This window comes from Roseovarius sp. JB2-10, assembly GCF_055693585.1.
In genome coordinates this window covers 2015837-2032719 of sequence record NZ_CM146337.1, presented here as the reverse complement: position 1 = coordinate 2032719, position 16883 = coordinate 2015837, and the positions used below count along the sequence as shown (strand labels likewise).

The following is a 16883-nucleotide window of genomic DNA, read 5'->3' as shown; positions in this document are numbered from 1 at the left end:
GCGCCCTCGGCATCCGGGCGCGGCCTTTACTAAGCTTGCGATTTTTTTGAATGAAAACCGATACTTTTGGCCGTCTTGTTATGTGAAGCCTAACAGCCTCATCATGAAGCTCGACTCTTATTTTTTAAGAATAGGACCATGCGGCAGTCGCTGCTTATCCTATCTAAAATCATGCGCGCTGGCTGCCTTTGGCGTTTCAGGTGTCACAGGGGTTGCCGCGCTTCGGGAGCGCTCAAAGGAGGGATGATGCAAAAACGTGATTTTCTATTGGCAATGACCGCCGCCGCCGTGATGCCCGGAAGGGCACTGGCTCATGGCCCCACACGGCAAAAAGTCACAATGACAACCGAAGTGACCGCAGACCCCGAAGAGGTTTGGGCCGCGATCGGTAACTTTCAGGACATGTCGTGGCATCCAGCGGTTCATGGCTCCACGGGTGAGAATGGCAATGATATCGACGCCACGCGCCTTTTGACGCTCGGTCAGGAAGGCGGTCCGACCGTCGCGGAGGTTTTGTACAAATACAGCGCTGAAAAGATGAGTTATTCCTACCGGATCACGGATGTGAAGGTCGAGGTGCTGCCGGTGACCAACTATTCTGCTCATCTGACGGTGAAACCGCGCGAGGGTGGCGGGTCGATCATCGAATGGCGCGGCGCGTTTTACCGGGGTTACCCCAACAATGACCCGCCCGAAAACCTGAATGATGCGGCCGCCATTGCCGCAGTGACGGGTGTCTACCAGGCCGGTCTGGACGCGCTGACGGAACGTTTCGGTGCGGCGGGCACATAGCGCCTTTCTGACGCTCGGCCTGCTGGCAACGCAGGCAACGGCAGATACGGCCTTTGTCACCTGCCAATCGGGCGACGCGCTCAGTGTTGTCGATCTGAACAAAGGCGCTGAAACCGCGCGTTGGACTCTACCCGGGAAACCCGCTGGCATTGCCGTTGGCCAAAACGGCCATGTCTACACCGTCTCCGCGGACAGCAAGACCATCCGTATGCTGCAGGCCAAAACCGGCGCGATTATCACACAAACGGAGTTGGACGGCGGACCTATCGGCATTGCACTTGATGCGGATCGTGACCGGGTTTTTGTGTCGGATTGGTACAACGCGCGCCTGTGGGTTTTGTCCGCAAAGACGCTTGAAATTGTCGCGGAATTGCCCACGGGGGATGCGCCGGCGGGAATCGCAATATCGGCGGACGGCCGCTACGTCGCATCGGCCGACAAAAACGCCGATCAGGTATCAGTGTTTGACGCGCAAACCCTTGACTTTCTTTTGAAAATTCCTGTTGGCACCCGCCCCTTCGGCTTGCAGTTTGCGCCGGACGGGCGGTTGTTTGTGGGCAATGTCGGGTCCAATGACATCAGTATCGTGGATGTCGAGGCAGGTGCCGTTCGTGCCACCATTGCAGTGGGCGAACGACCCTATGGCGTATCCTTCACGCCGAGCCGCGCATTTGTGACCAACCAATACGAAAACACCCTGAGCGTTATTGATCTCGAAACGCTAAGCCACACCGACAAGATTGATGTTGGGGAATACCCTGAAGGCATCGAGTCAACATCTGACGGTCAAAAGATCATCGTGGCCAACTGGTTTGACAACACAATCAGCGTCGTAGACGCAAAAACCCTTTCTGTGCTACAAGAAATTGAGGTTTGCGATGGCCCTCGGGCCTTTGGCGCATTTCTTCTCGGAGGAGACCAATAATGAGACTACCTGCACTAATTTCGGCGTTGCTGTTTGCATTTGCGCTGCCGGCCCAAGCATCAAACGAGGCATGGGACGCGGTCAAGTACCAGCTCTATGGCGAACGCATGATGCTGAATGGCAACCGGGTGGTCGCCGTGGATGCACCTTACCGGACCTTTGACGATGCCCGCACGGATATCGCGGCACAGATCACCGCACCGGATGGCGCGAACATCGCCAAGGTGACGGTTGTGCTGGATGAAAATCCGATGCCGGTCTCTGCGGTTTTTGATCTGACCGACCCGCAACCCAGCTTCTTCTTCGACATCACGCTGCGCATCAACGGGCCGACGCCCATGCATGTCATCGCCGAAACCGATGATGGGCGGTTGTTTGTCACAGAAACCTTTGTGAAAACCTCTGGCCAGGGGGCCTGCGCGGCCCCTCCCGGCACGGATCCGGAACTGGCGCTTGCCTCGCTTGGCCAAATGGACATTGCCGTAACGCCCGCCCTGCCCGGCGTGGACACCGGCTTGTTGACCAGCCTGAAATCCGGCCTGAACCGGATGGACGTGGACATTTCACACCCGTCACATTCAGGCATGCAAATGGATCAGATCTCGCTTCTCTTTATCCCGATGCGGTATATCGAAACCGTGGATATTGCGCTTGATGGCGCAGGCTACGTGGAACTGTCGGGGTCGATTTCGCTGTCGGAAAACCCACGCGTTGCCCTGTCGGTGCCCGGCCGGACGCAGGAGGTGGATGTGACGATGACAGACACCAGCGGCGCACAAAGCAGCGTTCATAAGAAACTGGCTGGTTTCTGAAACTAAAAACGAAAAGCGGTCAGCCGCCTGCTTGTGGCTGACCCGGTACGGGTTTCACCCGTTCCAGCGGATAATCCCACAATTGCCAGCCATCCGTGCCTTCCGGGAACCAATAGACATCCGTGTGTCCCCATTCGACCGCACGGCGCGCGGCATTCCAGCTCATCCAGCAATCTTCAAGACAGAAAAAGACCACCGGGTGGGTGATGTCACCCTCAGTCACGACGTCCAATCCAGCGCGAAAATAGTCCGCCGTCGCGTCGGCAATTGCGCCGTAGCCTACATTGGGCAACCAGATGGCACCGGGGATCGAATGGCGGGGTTTATCGCGCCAGATCGTGCCTTCCGGTAGATTTGATGGTTTGGGGGCTTGCGGTAACACGTCCACGAAACTGGCGGTTTTCTTTTCCCAGAGCGCGTATGCTTCTTCGGGGCCGATGGTGGTGGCACCCTCTAATGCGCCCGGGACAGGCGCCCGGTAGTGATCCATGCGGTAGTCTTCCGGCTCTGGAACCGTTTGCGCGGCGGCGGCTTGCATCATCAGACAGAATGCCCCTACCGCGCTGAAACGGATCACTGAGAGAGCTCCAGAACCTCGGTGCCCAGATCATTGACCAACGGAACGCCTGCTTGCCACAAGATGGCGTTGATGTCCTCCTGTCCGCGTCGGATGAGCGAGTTGAGTTTGCGTTGCCAGACCTTTTCGCCCTGACGCACACCCATCGTGATCCGGAAGAACAGGCGCGGCGGAAGCTCTTCCTGCACCAGCGGCGTGACTTTCATGTTGGGGTAGTCGGTTTTGACCAATGGTCCGCCAAGAGGCCCCCACAGAATAGCCGCGTCAATGTCACCCGCGGTCAGATCATTCAGCATATCCAAGACCGGGCTTTCATGGCGGCGATCCACGACCAGATTGTAAGCCTTCGCTTTGGCGATCAACCCGTTGCGCGCCATGTGTGCGGCGGGCGGCGTGCCTGCAATGATGCCGATCCGCAGCCCTTTAAGCGCAGGGTCGCTTAACGCGCTGACCTCCGCAAGCGGGCCGTCTTGAGGCACAATCAACGTATAGGCGGAGGTGAAATAGTGATTGGTGTTCAACACCAGCTCGTGGCCCTGCGCGTAGCCCATCACGATATCGCAGCGCTTGGCTTTGAGCGTGTTTCGGATGAACCCGGTGGCCTGCGGGTACCATGTATATTGCACCGGCAGTTCCAGTTTGGCACCCACATACTCGGCCAGCTGGTTTTCATACCCAGTGCCGTCCTGGTTGGACATCGGGTCATTGGCCGGATCCGCGCAGACCCTCAGGGCATTGTTGGACACAAGGTCAGAGGTCTGCGCATGTCCGGCGCTTGCCAGAAAAATCCCAGCAAAAATGGCGCGAGGTAGTCTCGGGTCTTAGCCCAGACAGGCATTTTCATCCTCTCGAATAACTTCGTTTTTCGGTTCTTTTTTGCCGGGTCGCCCACGCGGCACAACCTCTGCGCCACGGGCCTTGAGATATACATAAATATCGTCGAGATAGCACATCACGTTTGGGTTTTCACCGAAACTGGGCATCACCGAATTTTCCGCAGCACCCACGCGTTTGCGACCGTTCACAACAACGGACACAAAGTCGTAGTAGTCCATATCAATCGCTGAATTCTTCAAAGCCGGGGCATAGGTCGAGCCTTCGCCCTCGGGGCCGTGGCAGACATGGCATTCAGCATGGTATCGACGAAAGCCCGAATAGGTCGGCCAATCCACCGTACCATCCTCGGCAATATTGTACGTCGGCACATCATCTTCCGTGAAATACTTGCCGTCTTCCGAATAGGCAGCGGTCAAATTATCTACATCCTGTGCGGCAGCGGCCAGCGGTAGTCCTGCAAGAAGGCAAGCAACCCAAAAACGTCCTGTCAGTCTCATAAATCTCACCTGTTTCTTCGTTGGAGAGGCGCGACCCAAGGGCCGCGCCAATCAGTTGATTTAAAGGCTCAGGGAGCCAATCAGTTCGGCAGTGCGAACACGGTCAGCTGACCACCCAGAGCGGTGTAGTCGCTGAGTGCAGCATAGCCGCCCACCGCGCCAAGGCCGTCATTGGGGTTGGTCAAGCCAGCCGCAAGGCCGATACCGGCCCAGCCGCCAACACCGGACAGAATGCCGATGTATTGCTTGCCGGCTTGCTCGTACGTCATCACGTTGCCGATGATGCCCGACGGGGTTTTGAACTTGTAAAGCTCTTCGCCCGTGTCAGCATGTACAGCTTTCAGATGACCTTCCAGCGTGCCGTAGAAGACCACGTCACCCGCGGTTGCCAAAGCGCCCGACCAAACAGAGAATTGCTCGGGGATGGACCATTTGATCTCACCGTTGATGTTGTCCCAGGCGATGAAGTTACCCATACCGCCATGGCTGTCCGGTGCAGGGTACATCGCCAGTGTCGCACCCACATAGGGCTGACCTGCGGTGTAGCTGACGCGGAACGGCTCGTAGTCCATGCAAACGTGGTTGGTTGGCACGTACATCAGCTCGGTTTTCGGGCTGTATGCCGCAGGCTGTTGGTCTTTGGTGCCCAACGCCGCAGGACAGATACCGGTAGAGTTTACATCCTCGCCATTCTGTTCCGTAGAGTATTGAGCCACAACCGCCGGACGGCCATATGTTTCCGAGTTTGGATCCATATCAACGCCGGTGGTCCAGTTCACAACCGGATCGAATTTTTCAGCGACCAGAAGCTCGCCGGAAACGCGGTCCATTGTGTAGCCAAGACCGTTACGGTCAAAGTGGGTCAGAAGCTTGCGCATCTCGCCATCAATTTCCTGCTCCGAAAGGATCATTTCATTGATGCCGTCATAATCCCACTCGTCATGCGGGGTCATCTGGTAAACCCATTTCGCCATGCCGGTGTCGATGTCACGCGCCATGATGGTCATCGACCAACGGTTGTCACCAGGCCGTTGTGCCGGGTTCCAGGTCGATGGGTTCCCTGTACCGTAGTACATCAGGTTCTCTTCGAGATCGGCAGAGTACCAACCCCAAGTCGTTCCGCCACCGATCATCCACTGATCACCTTCCCAGGTGTTCGTGCCTGAGTCAGCACCCACCGGTGTGCCCAGGTGTGTGGTGTTTTCGGGATCCATCAGGATGTCCGAATCCGGTCCCATCGAATATGCACGCCAGGCCAAATCGCCAGTGCTCATGTCATAGGCCGTCACCGAACCGCGTACACCAAATTCACCGCCTGAGATACCGACGATGACTTTGTCTTTGATCGGAAGAACCGTTGCAGTGTTGGTTTCACCAATGGCCGGATCGCCGTTTTGAACTTCCCAGGCAACCGCACCGGTTTTGGCGTCAAGCGCCACAAGCTTGGTATCCGCCTGATGCAGGAAGATCTTGCCGTCGCCATACGCCACGCCACGGTTCACCGTGTCACAGCACATCACCGGAATAACATCCGGATCCTGCTTGGGCTCATACTTCCAGATGATCTTACCTTCATTGGCCAGATCCAGCGCATATACGATATTCGGGAACGGTGTATGGACGTACATCGTGTCGCCGATCACCAGCGGCGAACCCTCATGCCCGCGCAATACGCCGGTCGAGAATGTCCATGCCACCTGCAAATCACCGACGTTTTCAGAATTGATCTGGTCAAGTTCCGAATATCGCTGGTTTTTATAATCGCCCGTCTGGATCGCCCATTGTTTTGGGTTCTCCATCTGAGCAACGAGATCGTCATTTGCAAACGCCGCCGGCGCTGACAAAAAGGCGAGCCCTGAGGTCAAAAGCAGTAGCTTCTTCATTTTTTCCTCCCATGGATGCGGCAGGCTTGCCGCTAGTTTGATACCTGACCCGGGATAGGGTCAGGTACCATTTTTTGTCCGGATTGCAGGGTCTCTCCTCCCGCGTCCCAGACAATTCGAAAATTACGATCCGTCACCCCCGAAGGTGGACAGATACGCAATGACATTGGCCCGGTCTTCTTCCTTACGCAGACCCGGAAAGGCCATGCTGGTGCCCTTCGCATAGTCACGCGGCTTGGTCAGAAAAGCCGACAGTTCATCAGCACTCCAGGTCTTGCCCTCCGCACCAAGTGCAGCCAGCGTTTTGGAGTATTTGAAACCCTCTGCGCTGGCGACCGGACGATCGACAACCCCGGTCAGCGCCGGACCTACCTTGTGTTGCGCGCCCTCGCCAACTTCGTGGCACGCCTTGCATTTCTTGAAGACCTTTTCGCCCTTAGCCTCATCACCGGCCGCGCTGCCGAGTGTCGGCAGGGCCATCAGGCAGATGGTGGTGAGAAGCTTTTTAAACATACGGTCTCTTTCCAATTTCAGTCGTTTCAGTTCAGTTGCTGGGCATGCCACGCAACGTGGTCGCCCGCGAAGGTGTTCACGAAGAAATACGAATGGTCGTAGCCCTTTTGCATGCGCACCTGACCGGGCTGACGCCGCTTGGCCATCATGTCCGCCAGGGCTTCGGGTTTGAGCAGGTCGAGGAATTGGTCGCTTGCCCCCTGATCAACCAGCAGATCGCCTTTCCAGCCGTGTTCTTCGAGCAGCAAGGTGGAATCGTGGTCCGCCCAGGCGCTTTCATCATCGCCCAGATAGGCGCTGAGCTGTTTGCGTCCCCAATCGGACTGGGTCGGGTTTGCAATCGGGGCAAAGGCCGACAGCGAGTCGAATAGATCCGCGTTGCGGATCGCGATCGTGATCGCACCATGCCCACCCATGGAATGCCCGGTGATGCCGTGGCGGTCCTGTAGCGGCAGATTATTCATCGTGATCGAACGCAATTCGTTCACCACGTAATCATACATGCGGTAGTGCGCCCGCCACGGATCCCGCGTGGCATTCACGTAAAATCCAGCCCCCTGGCCCAGATCATATGCGCCGTCATCGCTTACCCCGTCGCCGCGGGGCGACGTGTCCGGGAAAATCAGCGCCAGCCCGTGTTTCGAGGCATGTTCCTGAAACCCACCCTTGGTCATCGCGTTTTCATGGGTGCAGGTCAGGCCAGACAAATACCACAACACGGGGACAGGACCGTCCAACGCCTGCGGCGGCAGATAGGCCGCAAAAGTCATCTCGCAGCCGCAGGTGTTTGAGTGGTGCTTGTACACCCCCTGCGTGCCCCCAAAGCTTTGGTTTTTCGAGATGACCTCAAGCTCCATGGATCAGAACTCCACCACGGCGCGGATTGATTTGCCTTCGTGCATCAGATCAAACCCATGGTTGATTTCATCCAGCGTCAGCTTGTGCGTGATCATCGGGTCGATCTCGATCTTGCCGTCCATGTACCAGTCGACGATCTTGGGCACATCCGTGCGGCCCTTGGCACCACCAAAGGCGGTGCCTCTCCAGCTGCGGCCGGTGACCAGTTGGAATGGACGCGTCGAGATTTCGGCACCCGCAGGTGCAACTCCGATGATGATGCTTTCACCCCAGCCTTTGTGCGACGCTTCAAGCGCGGTGCGCATGACGTTCACGTTGCCCGTGGCATCAAACGTGTAATCCGCACCACCTCCGGTCAACTCGACCAGATGCGCCACCATGTCTTCGTTTACTTTCGACGGGTTCACGAAGTCCGTCATGCCGAAATGGCGGCCCATCTCTTCTTTGTCGTCATTCAGATCAACGCCCACGATCTGATCGGCGCCCGCCATTCGCAGACCCTGGATCACGTTGAGGCCAATGCCGCCCAGACCAAAGACAATCGCCCGGCTACCGATCTCGACCTTGGCGGTGTTGATGACGGCACCGATGCCTGTGGTTACGCCGCAGCCGATGTAGCAGATTTTGTCGAACGGTGCGTCTTTGCGGACTTTGGCCAGCGCAATCTCGGGCACGACCGTATGGTTGGCAAAGGTCGAGCAGCCCATATAGTGGTGGATTGGTGTGCCATCGAGCATTGAAAACCGGGTAGAGCCGTCGGGCAACAGCCCTTGACCTTGAGTGGCACGTACCTTCTGGCAGAGGTTGGTTTTCGGATTAAGGCAGTATTCGCATTCCCGACATTCCGGCGTGTAGAGCGGGATCACATGATCGCCGACCTCGAGCGTGGTGACCCCTTCGCCCACTTCGATCACCACGCCCGCGCCCTCGTGCCCCAAGATGGCCGGGAAGATACCCTCGGGGTCGTCACCCGATCGGGTGAATTCGTCCGTATGACACAGCCCTGTCGCCTTGATCTCGACCAATACCTCGCCAGCACGTGGCCCATCGAGGTTGACTTCCATTATTTCAAGCGGTTGGCCAGCAGCTACAGCAACAGCAGCGCGTGTTTTCATCATTTATGACTTCCTCCCTATGCATGTGGCGGCAATAAGCCCATGCAGCAGGGTTCCAGTATGTATGTGGCAGCCTTACTCAAACAACTTAGACAATAGTGTGTATTCGGCGGGATAGACTTGGCCTATTCAGGCGGGCATAGTTCGTCGATCACCAGCGAGGTTCGATATGCCACTTAACCGCCCCATGATCTTGATCTTGTGTTTGGCTGCCACATCCGGACACGCTGCCGACTTTTCCGATCCTACCTGGCCGTGCATACAACGCAAGGTAGAAAATCTGTCGCTTGGCCTCATGTGGCCCCTGCCCGTGGACAGAAGCCTTGCCGAAACGGATGAGGCCCTGAACACTGACGTTTCTGAATTGGCTGAGACGCTTGTGCTACGGCGCATTCCGCTGGAGGAGCTGCAAGACGAGGTCGCCAGTTTCGCCGATAAATACGATGGCAAGGCTGACACACTTGGACTGGTTTTTGCGCGGGTGTTTGACACGCTCTCCAAGCGACGCGGACGCATCATGAAGGGCATTGGTGATTTCTCGCTTGGCCAAATTGCACTTGCCGAAAAGATCGATGGCGCCCGAGGTGAGATGAATACGATCATGGCTGCGGCAGAACCTGATTTTGATCGTGTGGACCTGCTGGAAGAGCAGATCGATTGGGATCAGGTCATCTACACGGATCGGCAACGCTCAATCACATATCTATGCGAAACGCCTACGTTGTTGGAACGGCGGTTGTTTGGCATCGCGCAAATGCTGCAACAGGTCGTGAAAGAGGAAGGGTAAGCCGCGCACTGTGGCGGATGGCTCACTCCCACTCGAGTTCCGTGAAGGCGACCGTTGCGTTGCGGGGATTATAGGCGTCGAACAATTGCCATTGGTCCGCTTCGCTTTGCGCGATCTCCTCCACCGCATCGCCTAGCCTTTGACCGCTGTCGATCGCGGCGCGGGTGTCGGTTTCCAGCACGTTCAGGTAGCGCTGCATCGGTCGGGCGCTTTGAGGCCAATCCAGCACCGGTCCACCATGACCCGGCACGATCCGCGAAATATCCATCTGCGCCATTTCATCCAGCACCACTTTCCAGCCCAGCAACCGACCATCCAGTGCTGGCGTATGCACATGAAACACCAGATCGCCAGTAAACATCGTGCCGGTGCTGCGGTCCTCGACCGTGACATCCGTACCGGTATGGGCAACTTGCCAGGCCCGTAGATGCAAAACCCTGTCCCCCAGATCAATGTCGGCACGGTCTTCGACACGTTGTGTGACGGCCACAGAGCGCGTGCCCAGAAAATCCTCGAGGCCAATCAAACGCTCGAGGCTTTCGAGGTAATTTTCCTGACGGTCCGCCAATGCACGCGGAAGCGCCGCGTGGCCCACAATTGCCGCGCCAGATTCGGCAAAAAACTGCGCGCCCAGCATGTGATCCGGATGCATATGGGTCAATACAACATGGCTGACCGGCAATTCCGTACGCGCCCGGATGGCGCGCCACGTCGCCTCACCCATCCACCTTGCCGTGCCCGTATCGATCACCGCAACGCTGCGCGCGCCGATCACGAAACCCAGATTGGTGCCATCCCCCTTGTTGCGCATATTTGGCTCTTCGATTGCCCCACGATGGGCAAAAACACCATCCGCAACCTCCACGAATTCCAATGACTTCCCAACGGTTTGGCACCGGGCAGGACCTTTCGCCACCAAATCGTCCAAATCAGGCATTGTGACCTTTGCCGCGGCCAGATTGGCTTTGCATTCTGCCTGTGTCTGCGCCTCTGCACCGGGCAGCAAATGATCCCTGCACGGCCCGTCAGACAGGCTTGCACACAAGGTCAGGACGGCTTCGAACATGTGCTTTCCTCCGCACGGCACGCTACCATAAGAGCGCACAGCGCCTATTCAGCCATTCGTAGCAGTATCTTTTTGCGAGAATTTATGGCATAAACCGCCTTGTTTTAAGAAGGAGGAGAAATCATGGCTCCCAAACTTGCAACTCTGGCGGTTGTGACCAGCTTGATTGCCGCCCCATTATGGGCTGGCGAAGAGGTCAAGAACCCGCTGACGGAAAGCGAGACGTGGCTGGATTTGCGCGGTGATGTACTGGGTGATGTGGAAATCGCCGGTGCCGAGCAACTATTGTCGGTCGAAGCGCCCTACCGCGCTCATGATGCGGCAACGGTCCCCGTCACATTGCGCCAGCTGGATCCCAACGCACGGATCACGGCAGCGACAGTCGTTGTAGATGAAAACCCGGCACCTGTGGCCGGCGTCTTCAAATTCCTTCCCGGCATGGGCCAGCTTGATTTCGAAATGCGCGTGCGGGTGAACCAGTATTCAAACGTTCGGGTCATCGCGGAAACACCTGACGGGTTCCACATGACCGGCCGGTTTGTCAAAGCATCCGGCGGCTGTTCAGCGCCTGCGAGCCGCGATCCGGAGGTCGCGCTGGCCTCCATGGGTCAGATGAAGCTTCGCACGTTTGATGGCGGCGCCATGATGTCAACGCCGCGCCGTGAAGCACAGATCATGATCCGGCATCCCAATTATTCGGGTCTGCAGCGCGATCAGGTCACACAGCTTTTCATTCCGGCGCATTTCATCGACCATATCGAGGTTTGGCAGGGCGAAGAGCTGATGTTCACCATGGATGGTGGCATTTCGATCTCGGAAAACCCCGTATTCCGCTTTTCGTACAATGATAACGGGGCGACGTCCCTGACGATCAAAGCGACTGATACCGAGGGCAACAGCTTCGAACGCGACCTGCCCAAGACAGCCGAGAGCTAAACCACAGAAAACTGTCAACAAGAGCGGTCAGAAGCAGATTATTTCTGCTTCTGCCTGTGCGCGCCTGAGATCAGCCACCAGATTTTCGGCCATTGCCGCCGAGTTGAAAAACGCCATGCGTTCCCCACCAACCCGGCGCATCGACAAAACAGTTTCGGCCTGCAGGTACTGCTCATAGGGCAAGATGCCCGCGATTTCATCAATGGAACACGAGCACCGGTCAAGCATTTCGCGGCTTTGCCCATTGGTGACCATGCAGGCAAACACATAATCCGCCCGCGCGGCAGTGGGGTAGTCATTCAGCTGTTCTGCCACAGACTGGCCATGGCTCTTGTCAGGGGTCCAAGCGATCAGCGCCAATATGGCCAACGGCGCGCCATACCTCATTCTGCTACGGCCTCAAGACCATCAAAGCGCAACTCCGAACGGTAGACGGGCGCGCCCTTCTCAACCGCCTCCGCCACAAGGCTGATATACCAGCCCGGCACCTCTTCCGACATGGTGACACTCAATTCCAACGCGCCGAAGCCCTGCATACGGTCCTTGTTGGGATCATCGGCAAAGGGATAAAGCCGGACAGTGCGGGTCACAACGTTTTTGCCCGCCACCATGGCCTCGCCTTTTTCCATGTCAGAGGGCTGGATCAACGCCTCCTTCACGCGGTTGCGGATGTAATAGGGGCTGCCGCCGGCGAGATTCAGCCATGTCCCGGATCACGGTTTCATAGAAATACATGATCATGGGATTGCCGACGCTGGCCGGGAAAACGCCCAAACTGCGGTGCTTTTCCTCCCGGCGGAATTCAAGCTGAGCCAGCTCTTTCTTGGGTTCGCGAAATGACAGCGCGATCTCACCCGTATCCCGCTCAGCCGCCTCCGGCTTGAGGGTATTGGTCACTTCGCGTTGATACACCAGTTCCTGCTTGCGGTCGATTTGGTCCAGCGTTCCATCCCGGAACAACAGGTTATAGGTTTCTTCTCCATCCAACTGCGACGCCAGCGTGACGCTCGCCGCGCAGATGCCGGCAATTATTGATAACACAAACGGTCTGCTCATCGCTTTCATCCTCCGACTTGTGATCCTATGCGTTCAGACAACCCTGTCATCGCCGACTTTTGTCGGTATGCTCAACGCGCGTATCCGTTCTTCGCTCTGGACCACTGAATGCCACCGGATTTTCCAATCAATCAGGGGGCGCAGTTGCGAGGGCTTTACAGGTTTGGTCATGACCGAGATATCATTTTGTATCCCCGATTGCCGCAAATCCTTGCTGCGGTTCGCGGTGATCAGGATAGCCGGCACATGGCTGCCGGAAACCTCTCGAATTTTTGCAATCGCCTCAACGCCTGTCGCCCCGTGATCCAGGTGATAATCCGCAAGGATGATATCCGGTGGCAGGCCCATGTCCCGGACGAAATCGAGCGCTTCTTCGGTTGAACTTGCGGGCAACACGCTTGCGCCCCATTGTTCAAGCCACCGGGTGGTGCCGTAGAGAACGTCGCGGTCGTTTTCGATGACCAGAACGATATGTTCCAGCAAGAGATCATCATGCGGCTGCATCAGCGTTTCGGTTTCGGCCCTGTCGTCATGCCCTTCGACCTGCTCCAGTTCGATGCCAAAAACCGATCCGACGCCCGGTTTCGATCTGACCGACAGTTTGTGCCCCAAAAGACGGCAGGCCCGGTCGACAACCGACAGGCCCAGCCCGACACCCGAGCCGATGGGAACATCATCACCCCGGGCAAACTCTTCGAAAATACGGGCCTGATCCTTGCGCGCAATGCCAATACCCGTGTCCCAGACCTCCAGAAGAACCTTCCCCTTGTGCCGCCGACATCCCAGCAAGACCCGCCCGCCCGGTTTGGTGTACTGGATGGCATTCACGACGAGGTTCTGCACCGAGCGCAGCAGATACACCGGATCCGAATGCACAAAGACCGAACAGGGAATGACCGATAGTTTGACGTTCTTCTCTTCAGCGACCAGCGCTTGATCGGCAAAAATGCCGCCCATCAATGGCGCAAGGCTGACCGTTGTCGGGGACACCGCATCCGGGTCCGGACTTTCGAGGCGTGAGATATCCAGAAGCGAATGCAACAGATGCTCGGCCGAGCCAAATGCGCCATCCAGCCGCTCCATCATACCGTGAAATTCGGTTTCGCGGGTGATTTCCTTGAGCGTCGATATCAGAAGCTTAGCAGCATTGATCGGTTGTAAAAGGTCATGGCTCGCCGCGGCCAGAAACCGGGTTTTGGAGGATACCGCGGCCTCGGCGCGTTCCTTGGCCAGCCGCAACTCTTCTTCGACCCGAGCCTTTTCCTCGTATTCCTCGACCAGTTTCGCATTGGCGCGCGTCAGCTCCGCCGTCCGCGCCATGACCCGGTTTTCCAGATGTTCTGTGGCGCGCGCTTCGATCGTCACGTCCATAAGCTCGACCAGATATCCACCATCCGGCAGCACATTGGCGTGTATATCCATCACCCGGTCCGCGCCATGACGCACGCGGCGGTGAAAATGACCCTTGCTGCGCAGAATATGACGCCACTTCTCAACCAGATCGCCATCCTCGAGCTTCACCAGATCACGTGCGGCCATAAATTCAAGCACGCGCTGCAACGGCATACCGGGCTCAAGGATCGTCATCGGGATGCCCAGAATCTCGCGGAAACGGGCGTTTTGCATCATCACTTCGTCGGAGGCGGAGAAGGTACAGACACCCGATCCCATATTCTGGAAGACCGCTTGCATGTAATCGGCCTGCCGGTCGATCAGCGATTCCTTTTCGCGCCGATTGCGCCGTACGATTGCGGTGATTTCCGTCAGCAACAGCACGACGTTTTCAGTCGACGCATATTGTGCACTCATCTGGTACCAGCGGTCTTGTTTGAGCTCGATCACCATCGAGACAATTGCCACATCGTCCTGCGGGTCCTTCAACGCCGCGGCAACCAGCCCCAGAGACCGATCGGTCGATACCAAATGCGCGCTCTCGCTCATCAGATTGAAGTATTGTTCGATCCTGAGCCCCGGCACGACCTCATCGGATACATCAGTCAAAAGATAGCGAAAGAGATCGTTGCAAAGGTCCAACCGGCCGGCCGAAAAAAGAGCAAACCCCTCTTCCATCGAAGACAGCGCCTCGACCAGGCTTTTGCGGCTGCGTTCACGCTCGTAGCGTGCACTTTCGAGTTCGGTTGTGGCCCGTTCCAGATCGCGGCTCTGCTCCACCATCTGTTCTTGCAGGTCAATCGCGGTTTCAAATGCCCGAAAAGCCGACGGTCCGACATCATCCTGTCGGCTGGCGCGGCGTACCAAAGCGTCGATGATCTTGGCCTGTTTGGCAATCTGTTCCGCAAGAGGATCGTCCGGATTGATCATGGTCATGTGAGCGCCCGCTCTTCGGGTTCAAAGAAAGCAATGCCCACGAAGGTCTGGTTCATATGCACACCGGATTGCTGCTCGCCATACGTGTTGAATCCCAGAACGCGGTGGGACTTCAGGCAATCGGACACCTCGCTGCGCAATTGCTTCTGCTCGATCTCCAGTTTGCGCAGCACGCAATCGAACCCAAGAATGAAATCCGGCTCACTTCCTTTTTGATTACGCACGTTCAGACCTGCTTCCAGTGTCTCCAGGATTTCCTGGCCTTGCCCCAGTGTCATGATCAGCCCGTCGTCTATCGCGGCGAGAAAGGACAGGGCATGACCCGCACCGGCATCACTGATGGCACGCACGTAGTGGTTGGATTTGTGCTGCACCAGCAGCGGGTTTTCTGCAAAAACCTGGGGTGACAAATGTTCCGTTGGGCAGCCCACCAGCCGCGCGTATTCCAGCGCGGCCGGCGCGCCGTTGATCTCGTAGACCAGCCGTTCGTCGGGGTTTGCGTCCGTGATGACGATGGGCGTGCCAACGGGCAGGAAGTGGTCAAACCCAAGCCCCTGAAACTCCAGATTGGTTTCAATCAGGAGCAACACGGCGGCATTGGTGTGCGCACGCCCTTCGTGCAGAACGAAGGTTTTTTCGAACAACAAGCCATCCCCGGCTGAACCGCCGAAAATGGGCAATCCGTCGAGGGCGAGTTCAAGGGTTGCTACCAGAACGTCTTCCTGTTTCGAAAGCCCATCAGAGAAGATCAGCGCCAAGCGGTTCCAGCCCGCGGTGTAACGGAATTTCTCGGCGTGACGGCGGGCTTGAGCCGCGATAGTTGTTGTCGACAGAGGGTTGAGTTCGTCAAGCAGCGTTGAGGCGCAGCGAAAATTTGCCTTGGGGAAGGCCAGCAACAACAACGCGTCCGCCTCGTACCCTTCCGATGTGATCTGGCCAGCTGTCGTGCAGCCAAAAACCGGCACCCCGCCCAACCTGTCATCCAATGCGTCGATCGTGTCGTCCAAATCCAGCGCGGTTGGCACGAAAGCCATAACAAAACACGCATCGCGAGGTTGGATATCAAGCGTGGCTTCTTCAACCGCCACACGTGCAACTGGATTGTCAGAGCGGCCAACGGTCACATAGGAGGGGCGTGAAACGGTGTCGCGCATCGCCCCGACCTAGTGCTGTAGAAAGGCGCGTGCTTCAGGCTCCGTTCCACTTTGCCGCGCCAAAATCCCTTCGACATGAACGACCGCCTGAGTACGGTTCCGGACGCCCAGACGACGCAACAACGCGGTGATATGAGCTTTGACGGTGGCTTCGGCCAGCGACAGCTCGTAGGCGATCTGCTTGTTGGGTTTGCCCACGCAAATCAGCTTCAGGATACGCACCTGTTGCGGCGTCAGCGTGGCCAGTTCCGGGATATCCTGGAACGGGCAATGGGCCGATTGATCATCATCTTCGGCACGCTTGTATTCATTTGGAACGTACTCACGGCCTGACGAAATTTCGTTAATCGCAAATTTTAATGTCTTGGCGGACGTGTCCTTGGGCAGGAAACCCGCAGCCCCTTCTTCGAGCAGGGATTGCACCAGTTCGACCGATGCGAGCGAAGAAATCACCAGCACCTGAGTGTCCGGCAAGCGTTCGCGCAGTTTCTGAAAACCCGAGATGCCTGTGACATCCGGCAACTTGAGGTCAAACATGACCAAATCGGGGTCAAACCCCTCTTCCAAAGCCGCAAATGTTTCTTTGAGAGTACCCGCTTTTCTGATCCGACAATCGTCGAATACAACCTCAAGCGCTGATGCGAGCGCATCGCTGTAAAGCGGGTGGTCGTCGACGATCAACATCTTCGACATCTTCCGCTGCGTATCAATAACACGCGAATGCTGCATAAAATTTCCTCCCACCCG

The 16883-nt window shown here is 57.0% G+C and carries 19 protein-coding genes; 5 read left to right on the top strand and 14 right to left on the bottom strand.

The window, feature by feature from the left end:
* The first annotated feature begins 246 nt into the window (after positions 1–246).
* The 3 genes from ACZ1HJ_RS10180 to ACZ1HJ_RS10170 are packed head-to-tail and all read left to right on the top strand — an operon-like array spanning position 247 to position 2529.
* Positions 247–792, top strand: coding sequence for an SRPBCC family protein (locus ACZ1HJ_RS10180; protein WP_472718559.1), 546 nt, complete (start codon positions 247–249; stop codon positions 790–792).
* Positions 776–1717 carry a YVTN family beta-propeller repeat protein gene (locus ACZ1HJ_RS10175; protein ID WP_472718558.1) on the top strand — a complete coding sequence of 314 codons (942 nt, stop codon included), beginning with the start codon at positions 776–778 and terminating at the stop codon, positions 1715–1717. Before ACZ1HJ_RS10180 ends, ACZ1HJ_RS10175 begins: the two co-directional genes overlap by 17 nt.
* Positions 1717–2529 (top strand): quinoprotein dehydrogenase-associated SoxYZ-like carrier, encoded by an 813-nt coding sequence (locus tag ACZ1HJ_RS10170; RefSeq protein ID WP_472718557.1) that lies wholly within the window; start codon positions 1717–1719, stop codon positions 2527–2529. The genes ACZ1HJ_RS10175 and ACZ1HJ_RS10170 overlap by 1 nt, the downstream gene beginning before the upstream one ends.
* A gap of 19 nt (positions 2530–2548) precedes the next feature.
* On the opposite strand, the gene ACZ1HJ_RS10165 is transcribed toward ACZ1HJ_RS10170, so the two are convergent.
* From ACZ1HJ_RS10165 to ACZ1HJ_RS10135, 7 genes are all read right to left on the bottom strand, one after another.
* A complete protein-coding gene (locus ACZ1HJ_RS10165; protein WP_472722192.1) occupies positions 2549–3070 on the bottom strand; it encodes a PQQ-dependent catabolism-associated CXXCW motif protein in 522 nt (173 codons plus the stop codon).
* Positions 3071–3102: 32 nt separating this feature from the next.
* Positions 3103–3906, bottom strand: a complete 804-nt coding sequence (locus ACZ1HJ_RS10160; RefSeq protein ID WP_472722191.1) for a substrate-binding domain-containing protein — start codon at positions 3904–3906, stop codon at positions 3103–3105.
* A gap of 21 nt (positions 3907–3927) precedes the next feature.
* Positions 3928–4440, bottom strand: a complete 513-nt coding sequence (locus ACZ1HJ_RS10155) for a c-type cytochrome, methanol metabolism-related (RefSeq protein WP_472718556.1) — start codon at positions 4438–4440, stop codon at positions 3928–3930.
* Positions 4441–4520: 80 nt separating this feature from the next.
* Positions 4521–6323 carry a lanthanide-dependent methanol dehydrogenase XoxF5 gene (gene xoxF5, locus ACZ1HJ_RS10150; protein ID WP_472718555.1) on the bottom strand — a complete coding sequence of 601 codons (1803 nt, stop codon included), beginning with the start codon at positions 6321–6323 and terminating at the stop codon, positions 4521–4523.
* Positions 6324–6446: 123 nt separating this feature from the next.
* Positions 6447–6836 carry a c-type cytochrome gene (locus ACZ1HJ_RS10145; RefSeq protein ID WP_472718554.1) on the bottom strand — a complete coding sequence of 130 codons (390 nt, stop codon included), beginning with the start codon at positions 6834–6836 and terminating at the stop codon, positions 6447–6449.
* A gap of 26 nt (positions 6837–6862) precedes the next feature.
* The gene (fghA, locus tag ACZ1HJ_RS10140; RefSeq protein ID WP_472718553.1) at positions 6863–7693 is read right to left on the bottom strand and encodes an S-formylglutathione hydrolase; all 831 of its coding nucleotides are present in this window, start codon (positions 7691–7693) and stop codon (positions 6863–6865) included.
* A 3-nt stretch (positions 7694–7696) separates the two neighbouring features.
* A complete protein-coding gene (locus ACZ1HJ_RS10135) occupies positions 7697–8809 on the bottom strand; it encodes an S-(hydroxymethyl)glutathione dehydrogenase/class III alcohol dehydrogenase (protein WP_472722190.1) in 1113 nt (370 codons plus the stop codon).
* A gap of 310 nt (positions 8810–9119) precedes the next feature.
* On the opposite strand from ACZ1HJ_RS10135, the gene ACZ1HJ_RS10130 reads away from it, so the two are divergent.
* Positions 9120–9596: a hypothetical protein gene (locus ACZ1HJ_RS10130; protein WP_472718552.1), complete on the top strand. Its 477-nt coding sequence runs from the start codon at positions 9120–9122 to the stop codon at positions 9594–9596.
* Positions 9597–9618: 22 nt separating this feature from the next.
* Here the strand turns inward: ACZ1HJ_RS10130 and ACZ1HJ_RS10125 are convergent, their stop codons facing one another.
* Positions 9619–10662 carry a quinoprotein relay system zinc metallohydrolase 2 gene (locus ACZ1HJ_RS10125; RefSeq protein ID WP_472718551.1) on the bottom strand — a complete coding sequence of 348 codons (1044 nt, stop codon included), beginning with the start codon at positions 10660–10662 and terminating at the stop codon, positions 9619–9621.
* 123 nt (positions 10663–10785) lie between these two features.
* On the opposite strand from ACZ1HJ_RS10125, the gene ACZ1HJ_RS10120 reads away from it, so the two are divergent.
* A complete protein-coding gene (locus ACZ1HJ_RS10120) occupies positions 10786–11598 on the top strand; it encodes a quinoprotein dehydrogenase-associated SoxYZ-like carrier (RefSeq protein ID WP_472718550.1) in 813 nt (270 codons plus the stop codon).
* Between the two features lie 27 nt (positions 11599–11625).
* Here ACZ1HJ_RS10120 and ACZ1HJ_RS10115 read toward each other — a convergent pair whose 3' ends face one another.
* Genes ACZ1HJ_RS10115 through ACZ1HJ_RS10090 form a run of 6 tightly spaced genes read right to left on the bottom strand, consistent with a single transcriptional unit; the run spans position 11626 to position 16865 of the window.
* Positions 11626–11985 (bottom strand): hypothetical protein, encoded by a 360-nt coding sequence (locus ACZ1HJ_RS10115; RefSeq protein WP_472718549.1) that lies wholly within the window; start codon positions 11983–11985, stop codon positions 11626–11628.
* Positions 11982–12245, bottom strand: a complete 264-nt coding sequence (locus tag ACZ1HJ_RS10110; protein ID WP_472718548.1) for a hypothetical protein — start codon at positions 12243–12245, stop codon at positions 11982–11984. Before ACZ1HJ_RS10110 ends, ACZ1HJ_RS10115 begins: the two co-directional genes overlap by 4 nt.
* Positions 12229–12654: a hypothetical protein gene (locus ACZ1HJ_RS10105; protein WP_472718547.1), complete on the bottom strand. Its 426-nt coding sequence runs from the start codon at positions 12652–12654 to the stop codon at positions 12229–12231. Before ACZ1HJ_RS10105 ends, ACZ1HJ_RS10110 begins: the two co-directional genes overlap by 17 nt.
* Before the next feature lie 33 nt (positions 12655–12687).
* Entirely contained in the window at positions 12688–14982 is a 2295-nt protein-coding gene (locus tag ACZ1HJ_RS10100) for a hybrid sensor histidine kinase/response regulator (protein WP_472718546.1), read from the bottom strand.
* Positions 14979–16136 carry an FIST N-terminal domain-containing protein gene (locus tag ACZ1HJ_RS10095; RefSeq protein ID WP_472718545.1) on the bottom strand — a complete coding sequence of 386 codons (1158 nt, stop codon included), beginning with the start codon at positions 16134–16136 and terminating at the stop codon, positions 14979–14981. Before ACZ1HJ_RS10095 ends, ACZ1HJ_RS10100 begins: the two co-directional genes overlap by 4 nt.
* Positions 16137–16145: 9 nt before the next feature.
* On the bottom strand, positions 16146–16865 hold the full coding sequence (locus ACZ1HJ_RS10090) for a response regulator (RefSeq protein ID WP_472718544.1): 720 nt from the start codon (positions 16863–16865) through the stop codon (positions 16146–16148).
* Between the last annotated feature and the right edge of the window lie 18 nt (positions 16866–16883).

What these genes read in the sequence shown, in the direction of transcription:
- ACZ1HJ_RS10090 (WP_472718544.1), bottom strand. Translation starts at nt 16,865, where the DNA reads ATGCAGCATTCGCGTGTTATTGATACGCAGCGGAAGATGTCGAAGATG.
- ACZ1HJ_RS10100 (WP_472718546.1), bottom strand. Translation starts at nt 14,982, where the DNA reads ATGACCATGATCAATCCGGACGATCCTCTTGCGGAACAGATTGCCAAA.
- ACZ1HJ_RS10165 (WP_472722192.1), bottom strand. Translation starts at nt 3,070, where the DNA reads ATGATGCAAGCCGCCGCCGCGCAAACGGTTCCAGAGCCGGAAGACTAC.
- ACZ1HJ_RS10095 (WP_472718545.1), bottom strand. Translation starts at nt 16,136, where the DNA reads ATGCGCGACACCGTTTCACGCCCCTCCTATGTGACCGTTGGCCGCTCT.
- ACZ1HJ_RS10135 (WP_472722190.1), bottom strand. Translation starts at nt 8,809, where the DNA reads ATGAAAACACGCGCTGCTGTTGCTGTAGCTGCTGGCCAACCGCTTGAA.
- fghA (WP_472718553.1), bottom strand. Translation starts at nt 7,693, where the DNA reads ATGGAGCTTGAGGTCATCTCGAAAAACCAAAGCTTTGGGGGCACGCAG.
- ACZ1HJ_RS10155 (WP_472718556.1), bottom strand. Translation starts at nt 4,440, where the DNA reads ATGAGACTGACAGGACGTTTTTGGGTTGCTTGCCTTCTTGCAGGACTA.
- ACZ1HJ_RS10170 (WP_472718557.1), top strand. Translation starts at nt 1,717, where the DNA reads ATGAGACTACCTGCACTAATTTCGGCGTTGCTGTTTGCATTTGCGCTG.
- xoxF5 (WP_472718555.1), bottom strand. Translation starts at nt 6,323, where the DNA reads ATGAAGAAGCTACTGCTTTTGACCTCAGGGCTCGCCTTTTTGTCAGCG.
- ACZ1HJ_RS10105 (WP_472718547.1), bottom strand. Translation starts at nt 12,654, where the DNA reads ATGAGCAGACCGTTTGTGTTATCAATAATTGCCGGCATCTGCGCGGCG.
- ACZ1HJ_RS10115 (WP_472718549.1), bottom strand. Translation starts at nt 11,985, where the DNA reads ATGAGGTATGGCGCGCCGTTGGCCATATTGGCGCTGATCGCTTGGACC.
- ACZ1HJ_RS10125 (WP_472718551.1), bottom strand. Translation starts at nt 10,662, where the DNA reads ATGTTCGAAGCCGTCCTGACCTTGTGTGCAAGCCTGTCTGACGGGCCG.
- ACZ1HJ_RS10120 (WP_472718550.1), top strand. Translation starts at nt 10,786, where the DNA reads ATGGCTCCCAAACTTGCAACTCTGGCGGTTGTGACCAGCTTGATTGCC.
- ACZ1HJ_RS10180 (WP_472718559.1), top strand. Translation starts at nt 247, where the DNA reads ATGCAAAAACGTGATTTTCTATTGGCAATGACCGCCGCCGCCGTGATG.
- ACZ1HJ_RS10145 (WP_472718554.1), bottom strand. Translation starts at nt 6,836, where the DNA reads ATGTTTAAAAAGCTTCTCACCACCATCTGCCTGATGGCCCTGCCGACA.